This is a genomic window from Streptomyces sparsogenes subsp. cuspidosporus, from assembly GCF_039532705.1.
Lineage (GTDB): Bacteria > Actinomycetota > Actinomycetes > Streptomycetales > Streptomycetaceae > Streptomyces > Streptomyces sparsogenes.
Window position 1 is genome coordinate 313,373 of the sequence record NZ_BAAASD010000004.1, and the last position, 12,273, is coordinate 325,645.

A 12,273-nucleotide genomic window follows, 5' to 3' on the forward strand; every position below is an offset into this window, starting at 1 on the left:
CTTGGCGGTTACTACACCTGTAGTGTCGGGAGGAATCATGAAGCAGCCCCGTGCCGTCGTCATGGGCGCCGGAGTCGGCGGACTCACCGCCACCGCGGCCCTGCACCGCAGCGGCTGGGCCGTCACCGTCCTGGAACGCGCCGCCACCCTGGAACCCGTCGGCGCCGCGATCTCGCTCACCCCCAACGCCCAACGCGCCCTCGATGTGATCGGGCTCGGCGACGACATACGCGCCCTGGCCGCCTGGCGGGGCGACGGCGAGCTGCGCACCCCCGGCGGGCGCCGGCTCGCCCGGATGGACGGCGCGGCGGCGAACGGGCGGTTCGGCGGACCGACCGTCCTCCTCCACCGCGCGACCCTCGTGGACCTGCTCGCCTCCCGGCTGCCCGGGGATCTCGTACGCACCGGGGCCGCCGCCGAACTGGCCGACCCCGGGGCCGCCGACCGCCCCGCGCGCGTGACCGTGGCGGACGAGGAGCTCGAGGCCGAACTCGTGGTCGCCGCCGACGGCATCCACTCGGCGGCCCGCGGCGTCCTCTTCCCCGGCCGGCCCGGACCCCGCTACGCCGGATTCACCACCTGGCGCATCGTCGCCCCCGCCCCCGCGCGGCCCTTCACGCCGCACGAGACCTGGGGGCGGGGACGGCTCTGGGGCACGCAGCCGCTCCTGGACGGCCGCGTCTACGCCTACGCGGCGGCCTTCACCCCGGAGGGCGGACGCGCGCCCGACGACGAGAGGGCCGAACTGCTCCGGCTCTTCGGCGACTGGCACCGGCCGATCCCCGATCTCCTCGCGGCCGTCGAACCGGGCGATGTGCTGCGCCACGACATCCGCCACCAGACCGAACCGCTGCCCGCCTACCACCGGGGCCGCACCGTCCTCCTCGGCGACGCGGCCCATGCGATGGCCCCGACCCTGGGGCAGGGCGGCAACCAGGCCATCGAGGACGCCGTCGTCCTCGCCCACCACGTGGCCGCCGGCGACGCCGCGCACGCCGCCGACCTGCCGGGCGCGCTGGCCGCCTACACCCGCGACCGGCTGCCCCGCACGATGGACATCGTGCGCCGCTCGGCGCTCAGCAGCCGCATGCCGGCCCTGTCCAGCGCCCCCGCCGTCGCCCTGCGCGACGCCGTGGTGGCCGCGGTCAGCCGGCTGGTCCCCGGCCTGCTGCTGCGGGGCTTCGACGGCATAGCCGACTGGCGCCCGCCGGGCCCGCGGCAGGGACGGGCCCGGCAGGGTCCGGGCGGACCTGACCGCTCCTCGCGAGCAGCGACGCGGGGTCGAGCGGATCGATGACCCATCTACTGCGATCGCAGTAGGCGAAAGTGTCTGCGCCCGGCCAACGACGACGGACCAGGGGCAATGCGAGCGTGAGGGTGGGCCGGGCCCCCGGCCCACCCTCGTGTGGCGTACTGCTGGAAAGGCTCGTCGATGTCCCCTCTCGCCCGCTGGTGCCACCGGCACCGGCTTGCCGTCGTCCTGCTCTGGGTGGGCCTCCTGCTCGCCCTGGGCGCGGGAGTGGGTGCGGCCGGCAGCGCCTTCGGCAACAGCCCGACCTCGCAGAACACCGACTCGGCCAAGGCCACCGCGCTGCTGGAGCGGGCGTCGAACAGCGCGGCGGGCAAGAGCGGCCGGGTCGTCTGGCAGGTCGGAGGCGGGAAGGTCACCGAGCCGGCGGCCGAACGGGCGATGGCCGGGGCGCTCGACCGCATCGCCGACGCGCCGGGGGTCGCCTCCGTCAGCAGCCCGTACACACCGGCGGGCAGGGCGCAGATCAGCGAGGACGGCGGCACGGCCTGACTCGTCGTCATCGCCTACGAGACCGGGCTGGTCCGTGCCGGAGAACCGCACGGCTGAGGCCCGTTGCCCGATAGGCTGAGGGGATGTTCACCGTTCGTCGCGCCGGCCCGTACGACGGGGACCGCCTGGGCGAGATCCACGCCGCCGCCTGGGAGGCGGCGTACGCCCCCTTCTTCGATCCGGAGTTCGCCGCACGTGCGGTCCGGAGCAGGCGAACGCGGTGGCACGAAAGGATCGCGCAGGGAGCGGCGACGATCCTGCTGGCCGAACACGATCGTTGTCCTCTGGCGCTGTCCGCCTTCGCCCCGTCCTCGACCCGTCCGGGGCTCGCCGAGATCCTCACGTTTTACAGTCACCCCGACAGCTGGGGCAGCGGTGTCGCCGCGGCATTGATGACCGAGACGCTGCGCCATCTGCGCGACGACGGGTTCGCCCGGGTGCACCTGTGGACACTGCGCGACACGCCACGGTCCCGCCGCTTCTACACCAAGTGCGGTTTCACCGAGTGCGGCACCGCACGCACCTACGACTTCGGCGATGGGAACCCCCTTGACCAGGTCGAGTACGAACGGGCGTGTTGACACCCGGGGGCCGCGGCCGTCGCCGGCCGTGGCCTCACGTACTGAGCGGTCAGGTGGGCCGCAGGGTGGCGGTGGCGATCTCCAGGAAGTCGCGTAGCGGCTTCTCCCGCCGGTCCCCGGCAACAGCCAGGTAGGTCTCGGCTTCCGGGGCGTCCGTGACGGGGAGGTGGACGAGGTCGGGGCGGGAGTAGGATCGCGCGACGCTCCGCGGGACGAGCGCGATGCCGTGCCCGGAGGCGATGAGCTCGAACTTCTCTTCCAGTGAGGAGGTGCGTCGCGTCGGCGCGTCGAGCATCCGCTCGCCGTCGAGGTCCGCGGTGGTGAGTTTCCGGCGGCCCGCCAGCGGGTGGGCCGCCGGCATGCACGCGACCCTGGGCTCATGGCCGATGGGGATGGTGTGCAACCCCGAGTCGTTGAACGGCCGCCGCAGGTATCCGACCTGGGCCCGGCCGTCCCGGAGCGGCGCGTCCTGCTCCCACCAGCGCGCCGGGACGACATCGGTCTCGACATCCGGGTGGCGCTCCGTGAACGCCCGGATCGCGTCCGACACCCGCAGCCCGGGAGAGAAGGCGACAACGAGCCGCTGGACACCCTGGTCCATGTCCCGCACGCGCCGCACCGCCGCGGCGACGGTCGCGAGGATCCCCTGCGCCTCTCCGTAGAGCTGCTTCCCGGCGGCGGTCAGCTCCACCCTGCGGGTGGTCCGCACGAGCAGGGCGCACTCCAACTCCTGCTCCAGCGCCTTGATCTGACGGCTGAGAACGGGCTGGGCGATGTAGAGCTGATCCGCCGCTCGGCCGAAGTGCCGGTGCTCGGCCACCGCGACGAAGTAACGGAGCTTGCGCAGGTCGAGATCCATACCTTCAAGGTATCAATTGCCATCAAAGGTATTGGACCTCCGCGGGTGGCCGCGCCGAGACTCCACGCATGATGGTGATTACCGCCCCCACCGGCCACATCGGCAGCCGGCTCCTGGACATCCTGCTCAACGAGGCCCCCACGCGCGGCGAAGAGCTGCGCGTCATCGTGCGCGACCCCGGGAAACTCCCCGAGGCCGTCCGCGCCCGCGTCGACGTCGTCACCGGCTCGCACGGCGACGCCGAGGTCGTCGACCGGGCCTTCGCCGGCGCGGACGCGGTCTTCTGGCTGGCCCCGCCGGACCCGCGGGCACCGAGCCTGGACTCCGTCTACTCGGAGTTCACTCGCGCCGCCGCCAAGGCGTTCACGGCCCATGGAGTGGGACACGTCGTCGGGGTCTCGGCGCTCGGCCGCGGCACTCCGGTCGCCGACCGCGCCGGGCATGTGACGGCGTCGCTGGCCATGGACGACCTCATCGCGCACACCGGCGTGGCCTACCGGGCGCTCGCGAACCCGGCTTTCATGGAGAACCTGCTGCGGCAGGTTGCCTCGATCCGTGACGACGGTGTGTTCACCGATGTCGTCGCCGCCGACCGCAAGGCACCGCTCGCGGCCACCCGGGACATCGCCGCGGCCGCCGCCGGCCTGCTGCTCGACCGCTCCTGGACGGGGACGGGCGAAGTCCCGGTGCTGGGCCCCGAGGACCTGTCGGCGAATGACATGGCCCGCATCATGTCCGAGGTGCTCGGCCGCCCGGTGCGCTACGAGCGGCAGTCGCTCGACGACTGCCGCGCCGCGCTCGCCGGACACGGCATGGCGGAAGCGCTCGTGGAGGGCTACATCGCCATGATGCGCGCCAAGGACGACGGCCTGGACACCGGAGTGGCGCGCACGCCCCGGACCGCGAGCCCGACGACCTTCCGGCAGTGGTGCGAGGACGTCCTCAAGCCCGCGGTCCAGGCATGAACGCCAAAACCGCCCTCGTCGTCGGAACCCCCCGCACTCTCGGCCCCGGCCTCGCCACCGAGTACGCGCGCCGCGGCTGAGACGTCATCGGGACCGTCCGGGCCCCGCTGCCGGGCTCGCGTCGGCGGGAGGCTCGATTCCCCAGGCGGCGGCCCGGGCGGCGGCGGCCGCGCGGTTGGGGAGGTCGAGCTTGGCGAGGAGGTGCTCGATGTGGGTCCCCACCGTGCGCGGCGTGATATACAGCCGCTCGGCGATCTCCCGGTTGGTGCGGCCTGCGGTCAGTTCGGCCAGCACCTGGAGCTCCCGGGGCGAGAGTCCGCCGGGCCGCGCCGGGTCCGGGCGCCGCGCGGGTGCGGCGCGGGCGTCCGCCGCCGGCTCCTCGGGCGGCGGGCCCACGCGGGGGGCGACGGCCGCGGCGAGGGTCTCGGTGAGGAGGGTGACCACGGCGCGCGCCGGATCGGGGGTGCGCCGCGGGCGGCGGGTGCTGACGTTCAGCATGCCGACGTACCGGCCGTCGGGGGCGAAGAGGCACTGGGCCACGCCGTCCTCGATGCCGAGGGGGCGCAGGACCTTCTGGAAGCCCGGGGAGGCGGCCAGGAGATGCCGGGGGACGTCCCTGAGCCAGAGACCGCCTCGGGCCGGGCTGCGGAGCACGGGGAACACCGGGTCGCGGTGGAGGCGGGTCTCGATGTAGGCCGTGGCGTCGTCCGGGTAGCTCCCGGCCAGGGTGGTGTGGCGCCCACGCCGCGGGTCCCAGCGGGCCAGGGAGGCGTGGTCGTAGTCCATCACCTCCGCCAGCGCCGCCAGGACCGTGTCGACGCCGGTCGCGCCGGTCGTGGCGCTCCTGGCGGCCTCACGGACGTGGACGGCCGCGTCCAGGATGTCCGCCGTGCTCCGCTCCGCTGTCATCCTCCAAGGATGATCATGTGCCCGGAATACGTCAATCGTGAAGGGTGTCGTGCACGACGCGCCCGTCCACCACGGTGAGGACGACGGGCATCTCCGGGATGTCGTGGGGGTCGGCGGTGAGCAGGTCCCCGTCGAGCACGCAGAGGTCGGCGACCTTGCCCGGCTCGAGGGAGCCCTTCCAGTCGTCGGCGAAGTCCTGCCAGGCCGCGTCGATCGTGTACGTACGGATCGCCTCCGCCAGCCCGATGCGCTGCTCCGGGCCGCTGACCCGGCCGGCCGCCTTCGACTCGCGCAGCACCATGGTGGCGACGCCCTGGCGCCAGTCGGGGTAGGTGACGGGGGCGTCGGACCCGCTGGCGACCCGCACGCCGGCGTCGAGGGCATCGCGGTAGGGCCAGGCGTACGCGGCCCGTCCGGCGCCGACGAACTCCTCCTCCATGTCGGCGACGGTCCACTTGATGGTGGGGTTCATGTTGACGCCGAAGCCGTGCGCGGCCAGCACCTTCATGCTGTGCGCGGTGAGGAAGTCGCCGTGGATGACGTAGTGGCGGGCGTCGGGCCGCGGGTGTTCGGCCAGGGCCGCGGCGAAGGCGTCCGCCACGGTGTCGATGGCCCGGTCGCCGGTGACATGGACGCCCAGCTGGTGCCCCGCGGCGTGGGCGTGCCGGATCATGGCGTTGACCACGGCGATCCGCTCGGCGTCGGTCTCGCCGCCGACGCACAGGGAGCCGCAGCCGCCGCCGACGTACGGCTCGTGCATCCAGGCCGTCTTGTTGGGGACGACGCCGTCGGCGAAGATCTTGACCCCGTGGATGGCGAGGCGGCGCGGATCGGTGTCGCCGGACTCGCCGAGGGCGGTGAGGGTGCGGGCGAACTCCTCGGCGGTGCTCGCCATTCCGGTGGGCAGGAGCAGGACCCCGACGCGGGCGGTCAGTTCGCCGTCGGCCAGCAGGCCGCGGTAGACGTCGAGGGTCTCCGCGCCGAGCGCGCCCCGCATGATGCCGTCGCCGCCGGGGCCGAGCCCGGGCTCGGTGTAGCTGGTCACGCCGAGCCGGGCGAGCGTGGCGAGGGTCGACCTGATCGCGTCGGTCCGCTCCTGCCGGCTGAGCGGCGGCAGCGCGTTCTGGACGAGGGCCTGGGCCCCCTCGTGGAGCAGCCCGGTCGGCTCCCCGGACTCGTCCGCAACGATGGCCCCGCCGGGCGGGGCGACGGTGTGCCGGTCGATCCCGATGAGCTCCAGCGCCTTGGAGTTGACCCAGGTGGCATGCCCGGAGAAGGAGTACAGGACGACGGGGTGGTCCGGGCTCACGGCATCGAGGTCCTGCCGCGAGGGCAGCCGCGACGCGTCGGACACGCACTCGTCGAGGTAACCGGTGTCCCAGCCGTGCCCCGTGATCCACTGCCCGGCCGGGACCCGCGCCACGGCCTCCCGTACCGCCTCGGCCACGTCCGCGAGGGAGGACACGGCGGGGTGGCCGAGGTCGAGGGAGAGCGGCGGCGTCGCCATGCCGAAGGCGCATCCGTGCAGATGGGAATCGTTGATACCGGGAAGCAGCGTCGCTCCCCGCAGGTCGACGACGCGGGTGCCGGGTCCGATGAGCGGCGCGACGTCGTCCCGCCCGCCGACGGCGCTGATGAAACCACCGGTCACCGCCAGGGCCGAGGCGACGGAGAACTCGGCGTCGACCGTGACCACCCGCCCGCCGAGAAACACCAGATCCGCGTACGTATCCATGGAAGGTCCCTTCGAAAACCGGGCGCCTCACGGCCGCCCGCGAACGATCTCCCGAGGACTATGGCCGCGCCCCCGCCGGGCGCACATCGGTCATCCCACCGATACGCGCTCCGGCACGCCCGCCGCCTGCAGCAGGCCATACGTCTGGCCGCGCGCTACCAGGCCGCGTACGCCGAGGACGCCGAGGCGGCCCGGCCGATCCTCGCCGAACTGCTGGGCTCCCTGGGCGAGGAGGCACATGTGCGGCCGCCGCTGTACGTCGACTACGGCAGCAACATCACCATCGGAGCGCGCACCTTCGTCAACTACCACCCTGGCCACCGGACACGCCGACCCCCAGCGGCGCGAGCGCATCCTCACCGCGGCCCTGGACCTCATCGCCGACGAGGGCATCGCACGCGTCTCCCACCGGAGGATCGCCGCCCGCGCCGGGGTGCCGCTGGGGTCGATGACCCACCACTTCAGCGGCATGGACGACCTGCTGCGCGAGGCCTTCGACCGCTTCACCGACCACATCGTGGCGGTGTTCGACGCGTATCTCAGCACACCGGCCGACCCCGGGCCAGGCAGCGGAGGCGGTGGCCGACCTCGTCCACGCCCTGTCCGAGGGGAGTCGGCGCGACCTCGTCCTCACCCAGGAGCTGTACACCCTCGCCGCCCGCCGGCCCTCATCGAGGGGCTGATCCTGCACCGGGCCCTCGCCCGGGAGCCCCACGGCCGCGCGCTGACTCTCGAGGCGATCGCCCGTATCACCGCACCCGGCACACGGGCCCGCTGACCGCCCGTGCGGCCCCGACCCGACCGGGCCGGGCACAGGATGTCGGGTCCGGCAGGGTGGTTCCTTCCTAACGTGAGTGATCGAAAGGGAAGGGGACCGGGATGCTGGAGCGGCTCAACCAGGCCATGGAGCACATCGAGTCGCACCTCGACCAGCAGATCGAGGTGGCCGATCTCGCGCGCATCGCGGTGGTGTCGGAGTATCACTTCCGGCGGCTGTTCTCCGCGCTGGCGGGCATCCCGCTGTCGGAGTACATCCGCCGCAGACGGCTGACCGTGGCGGGCGCCGAAGTGCTCGCCGGTGAACGGACGCTGCTGGATGTCGCCACGCGCTACGGCTATGGCTCGGGAGAGGCCTTCGCCCGCGCGTTCCGGGCCGTCCACGGAGTGGGGCCCGGCGAGGCCCGGCGGACCGGTGCGGCTCTGCGCTCCCAGCCCCGGATGTCCTTCCGCCTCATCGTCGAAGGGAGCAGCAGTATGCGGTACAGGATCGTGGAGAAGGAGGAGTTCCGTGTGGTCGGCAGGAAGGCCCGTGTCCCGCTCGTCCATGAGGGGGTCAACCCGGCGATCGCCGAGTTCATCCGGAGCATCGGCCCCGAGACGCTGGGGCGTATCACGGCGCTGTCCGACCAGGAGCCGGCGGGGATCGTCGGGGTGAGCGACCGGCTCGATCCGAGCCGGGCGGAGGGGACCGAACTCGACTACTACCACGGCGTGGTGACGGGCGCCGAGGCGCCTGAGGACATGGACGTCCTCGCCGTCCCGGCCGGGACATGGGCCGTCTTCGAGAACTCCGGGCCGTTCCCACAGGCGCTCCAGCACCTGTGGCGGGATGTGTTCACGCAGTGGTTCCCGTCGAACCCGTACCAGAGCAGGCCGGGACCCGAGATCCTGCGGGTGCGGCTGTCGCAGGACGGGACGCGGGCGGACGCGACGCTGTGGATTCCCGCGGAACGATCCACTGTCTGAGCGAGCGGGACGCGGTCGGCGCCCACCCAGGACACGGCGGGCGCCCACCGGTTGCGGGACGGGTCTCCCCGAGGCCGGCCCGGCCTGCCACAACACGCTCTACCATGCGGACCGTGAACCTTCAGGAGTTGATGGACGAGCAGGCGGGTCTTCGTGATGTCCCGGCCGTGGTGGCGGGGTCCTCGGTGGCGGGAGTGCGCACGACGGCCGCGCGCGGGTCGGTGGCGGTGACGGCGGACTCGTGTTTCCGTATCGCGTCGCTGACGAAGATCTTTACCTGCGCGGGGCTGGTTCGGACGCTGCGGGACAAGGGGGTCCCCTTGGACACACCTGCCGTCGAACTGCTCCCCGGCCTCGCGCCGGACTGGCGGGCCGACGCGCGTCTGACCGTCGAGCAGATCCTGGGGCAGGTCTCCGGCCTGCGCGCATCGGTGGACGCGGCGACGGTGGCGGCGCTGGGCTCCGGGGACGGGGCGCTCCTGGAAGCCGCGCGGCTCGTGGTCCGTGCCGGGAACGAGCGGGAGCCCGGGGAGCGGTGGTCCTACTACAACGGCAACTACTTCCTGGCCGGTTCTCTCCTTGCGGTTCTGAGCGGCACGACGTACGAGAGCGCGCTGGAGGAGAACATCCTTGTCCCGTGGGGACTTTCGCGCACGGGTTTCGCCACCCCGGCGGGGCCCATCACCGGGTGGAACGGCACGGCCGAGCTCCCGCCGCTCGGCTACCCGCGCACCCGCCGGCCCAGCGGGGGCCTGTGGTCGTCGGTGTCGGACCTCCTGACCGCGGGCGAGGTCCTGCTCGCCGACCGGGCCCTCGTGACGGAGGTCCGCCGTGCGCGCACCCGGCCCGACGACGCCATGACCTATGGGCTCGGGTGGGCACTGGGACCGTCGGGCCAGATGTATCTCAACGGCCGGCTGCCCGGCTACCGGGCCGCCATGGTCCTGGTCCCGGACCGGGACTACGTGAGCGTGGCGCTCTCCGGCCAGGAGAGCGCCCTGTCCGCCCTGGCGCGGCTGCTCAGCGCCATGCAGCGGCCGCTGACCGGCGACGACATCGCCGAGGCGATCGACGACTTCGCCGCCTGACAGCGGCCCGCGATGTGCGGGGTCAGGACCTGATCGTGATCCGGTCGCGCGGGGACGGGCTGATCGCGCCCATGGCCTGGAGGTACCTGATGAATCCCTCGTGGTCGCGGTCGTTGCGGACCGGGTCGGTGAAGCTTGCCAGGGCGCCGAATCCGTCGGCGCCGATGAGCGTGTAGGCCAGTCCGGCGACGCGGTAGGGGCGGGCCGGGTCCAGCGGCGTGCCGTCGATGAGGAAGGACGCCGGGTCCACCCGCCGGCCGACCGGCTGGGAGGCGTCGTAGGTCGCGCGGACATTGGAGGACACGGCGAGCGGGGCGAACTTCACCGTCCCGTCCCGCTGCGGCTGCCACTGCCGCTCCAGCGCCTGGCGGATCTGCTCGCCGGTGAGCGTGACGGTCAGGACGGGGTTCTCGTAGCCGAGGTACGCGTACGCCTCGCCGTACAGGATCAGACCGTCCTTGTCGGCGGCGTCCCGGCCCTTGGTGTAGAGGAAGTCGCCGCGCAGCGCGGTGGAGCCCTGCGCGGGTCGTACGGCGAACAGCCCGAAGTCGGCCCGGCCGGCGTCGTACGAGTTGGCGTCCCAGTGGACGAAGTCCGCGGCGAGGTCGCCCATGGTGGATTCCCCGTGCTCGTTCAGTGTGCGGGTGAAGTCGCCGGTGAGCCGGCCGGCCGGTTCCGCGTAGCGGCGTTCTCCGTAGGCGGTCCAGTAGTTGACGACCCGCAGCATTTCGGCGTCGGGCTCGATGTCGAGCGTGACGGCGTGGTTGGTGGAGACGGTGAGGTCTCGCTTCACCTTGCCGGTCGCGGGGTCCAGGAACAGGTTGATCTCATTGATCATCTGTCCGGCGTGGCTCGCCTCGACGACGGGGCGCAGGGCGCCGTTCGGGTCGGGCAGCATCGCGTTGAACCACCAGTGCCAGTGCCCGGTGATGATCGCGCAGATGTCCGGGTCGATCCGGGCCGCCAGTTCCAGGGCGGGGCCGGTGCTCATGTCGCCGCCGTTGATAGGCGCGTTCCAGTTGTCGTGTTGCTGGGCGCCGTCGTGCACGCTGATGACGAGCGCGTTGACGCCGCGCTTCTTGAGCCGGGCGGCGTAGCGGTTGGCGATCTCGATCTGGTCGTAGCCGATGAGCCGCGGCTCGTAGGAGCTCGATCCGACCGGGGTGTTCGTCACGGTCAGGTGGATGAAGCCGATCGGATGGCGCCGCCCGTCCGGCCCCTTCACCCATGCGATGTTGTACGGCCGCAGCACCGGCTTGCCGGTCTTTCTGGAGAGCATGTTCGCGGAGTAGTAGGGGAACGCCAGCCCCCGGAACCTGCGGCCGGTGGAGTCGGGGAAGCTGGAGTCGCGACCGGGTTCGCCGACGGGGCGGGCGTGGACCATGTGGTCGAGGAGGTAGTCGAGGCCGTAGTCGAGCTCGTGATTGCCGAGGGTGGAGAATCCGAGGCCGAGCCGGTTGAGCACCTCGATGGCGGATTCGTCGCGGAGCAGCTTGGTGTCCAGGGGCTCGGCACCGCACCACAGGTCGCCGACGCCGAAGAGGATCGAATTGCGCGGTGCGCGGAGCCGCTTGAGGTGCGCGGCGAGGTAAGCGGCGCCGCCCACGTTGATGGTGCCCGGCCCGTCGGGGTTCGGGATCCAGCCGTCGGCGGCCGAGGTGGGGGTGCGGAGGTTGCCGTGGAAGTCGGTGATGTTGAGCAGTTGCACGGCGAGGGAATCACCGGTCGCGCCTCCGCGCGCGGCGTCCGACGCGAAGGCGGGCGCGCCGATGGCGAAGGCGGAGGCCAGCCCACCCGCCCCCGCGAGAACGCTTCGACGCGACAGATTCGGGCGAGCGGCCATGCGATGCCTCCATCAGGGCGACTGCTGAGGTGCCGTCGGCGGGAGCCACTCGGCGAGGGAGGAACCCAGCCTCGCTCAGCGACCGGCGAGTGAACCCGAACAGAACGAGCCACAATCCGCGCGCCCACCCGCCGGACGGCCGCTCGCGGGGCCTGGGAAGTCACAGGTCTGGAGCGGGGTCTAGGCTTCCGCCGTGGACGGCACACCAGATGGCATACGGATCAGACCGGGCGACCTCACCGACGCACGAGCGGTGCTGGACATGCTCGACGCCGCGGTGGCCTGGATGAACGATCGGGGCAACACGGAACAGTGGGGCACGACACCGTATTCGCAAAAGCCCGGCGGGGTGGAGCGGGTCGAGCGGTACCTGACCGAGAACTCCCCCTACGTCGCGGAGTTGGGCGGGACACCCGTGGGGGCCATGGTGTTGCACTCCGGGCCCAGCCCCCAGGTGCCGATCGCGCCGGCCGGGGAGCCCGAGCGGTACGTCCGGCTGCTCGTCTCCGACCGCCGGCACGCCGGTCGGGGCATCGGGGCGGCGCTGCTGGCCCATGCCGTCGAGGAGACCCGGCGGGCGGGCGTGGAGTTGCTGCGGGTCGACTGCTGGGCGGGCGGCGGGGGCGAACTGGTCGCGTTCTACGTGCGCAACGGTTTCACCCCCACCGATCGTTTCCGGTCCGGGTCCTGGCCGGGGCAGGTGTTGGCCCGCCGGGTGGGCTGACGGGGCGGGTGGTGCGCTCGGC

At 72.6% G+C, this 12,273-nt stretch carries 11 protein-coding genes and 2 pseudogenes; 9 read left to right on the forward strand and 4 right to left on the reverse strand.

Going from position 1 to position 12,273, the window contains the following annotated elements; translation table 11 throughout:
- Positions 1 to 37 precede the first annotated feature (37 nt).
- The 3 genes from ABFY07_RS07590 to ABFY07_RS07600 all read left to right on the forward strand — a co-directional run bounded on the left by ABFY07_RS07590 (position 38) and on the right by ABFY07_RS07600 (position 2,382).
- Positions 38 to 1,297, forward strand: a complete 1,260-nt coding sequence (locus ABFY07_RS07590) for an FAD-dependent monooxygenase (RefSeq protein ID WP_346173691.1) — start codon at positions 38 to 40, stop codon at positions 1,295 to 1,297.
- A gap of 135 nt (positions 1,298 to 1,432) precedes the next feature.
- Positions 1,433 to 1,801 carry a hypothetical protein gene (locus tag ABFY07_RS07595; RefSeq protein WP_346173692.1) on the forward strand — a complete coding sequence of 123 codons (369 nt, stop codon included), beginning with the start codon at positions 1,433 to 1,435 and terminating at the stop codon, positions 1,799 to 1,801.
- An 83-nt stretch (positions 1,802 to 1,884) separates the two neighbouring features.
- Positions 1,885 to 2,382 (forward strand): GNAT family N-acetyltransferase, encoded by a 498-nt coding sequence (locus ABFY07_RS07600; protein WP_346173693.1) that lies wholly within the window; start codon positions 1,885 to 1,887, stop codon positions 2,380 to 2,382.
- Between the two features lie 49 nt (positions 2,383 to 2,431).
- Here the strand turns inward: ABFY07_RS07600 and ABFY07_RS07605 are convergent, their stop codons facing one another.
- Positions 2,432 to 3,241 (reverse strand): LysR family transcriptional regulator, encoded by an 810-nt coding sequence (locus tag ABFY07_RS07605; protein WP_346173694.1) that lies wholly within the window; start codon positions 3,239 to 3,241, stop codon positions 2,432 to 2,434.
- A 68-nt stretch (positions 3,242 to 3,309) separates the two neighbouring features.
- On the opposite strand from ABFY07_RS07605, the gene ABFY07_RS07610 reads away from it, so the two are divergent.
- Positions 3,310 to 4,206: an NAD(P)H-binding protein gene (locus ABFY07_RS07610; protein WP_346173695.1), complete on the forward strand. Its 897-nt coding sequence runs from the start codon at positions 3,310 to 3,312 to the stop codon at positions 4,204 to 4,206.
- Positions 4,207 to 4,290: 84 nt separating this feature from the next.
- Here the strand turns inward: ABFY07_RS07610 and ABFY07_RS07615 are convergent, their stop codons facing one another.
- Together ABFY07_RS07615 and ABFY07_RS07620 are read right to left on the reverse strand one after the other, a co-directional pair.
- Complete coding sequence (locus ABFY07_RS07615) at positions 4,291 to 5,115, reverse strand: helix-turn-helix transcriptional regulator (protein ID WP_346173696.1); 825 nt, start codon at positions 5,113 to 5,115, stop codon at positions 4,291 to 4,293.
- 31 nt (positions 5,116 to 5,146) lie between these two features.
- Entirely contained in the window at positions 5,147 to 6,850 is a 1,704-nt protein-coding gene (locus ABFY07_RS07620) for an amidohydrolase (protein ID WP_346173697.1), read from the reverse strand.
- 117 nt (positions 6,851 to 6,967) lie between these two features.
- On the opposite strand from ABFY07_RS07620, the pseudogene ABFY07_RS07625 reads away from it, so the two are divergent.
- From ABFY07_RS07625 to ABFY07_RS07640, 4 genes and pseudogenes are all read left to right on the forward strand, one after another.
- A pseudogene (locus tag ABFY07_RS07625) lies at positions 6,968 to 7,162 on the forward strand (LbetaH domain-containing protein); the annotation flags it as partial.
- Between the two features lies 1 nt (position 7,163).
- Positions 7,164 to 7,628 (forward strand): annotated as a pseudogene (locus ABFY07_RS07630) (TetR/AcrR family transcriptional regulator).
- 101 nt (positions 7,629 to 7,729) lie between these two features.
- Positions 7,730 to 8,596 carry an AraC family transcriptional regulator gene (locus ABFY07_RS07635; protein WP_346173698.1) on the forward strand — a complete coding sequence of 289 codons (867 nt, stop codon included), beginning with the start codon at positions 7,730 to 7,732 and terminating at the stop codon, positions 8,594 to 8,596.
- Positions 8,597 to 8,709: 113 nt separating this feature from the next.
- A complete protein-coding gene (locus ABFY07_RS07640) occupies positions 8,710 to 9,684 on the forward strand; it encodes a serine hydrolase domain-containing protein (RefSeq protein WP_346173699.1) in 975 nt (324 codons plus the stop codon).
- A gap of 22 nt (positions 9,685 to 9,706) precedes the next feature.
- On the opposite strand, the gene ABFY07_RS07645 is transcribed toward ABFY07_RS07640, so the two are convergent.
- Positions 9,707 to 11,527, reverse strand: coding sequence for a bifunctional metallophosphatase/5'-nucleotidase (locus tag ABFY07_RS07645; protein WP_346173700.1), 1,821 nt, complete (start codon positions 11,525 to 11,527; stop codon positions 9,707 to 9,709).
- A 262-nt stretch (positions 11,528 to 11,789) separates the two neighbouring features.
- Here ABFY07_RS07645 and ABFY07_RS07650 point away from each other — a divergent pair, with 262 nt between their 5' ends.
- Entirely contained in the window at positions 11,790 to 12,251 is a 462-nt protein-coding gene (locus ABFY07_RS07650) for a GNAT family N-acetyltransferase (RefSeq protein ID WP_346173747.1), read from the forward strand.
- Positions 12,252 to 12,273 lie beyond the last annotated feature (22 nt).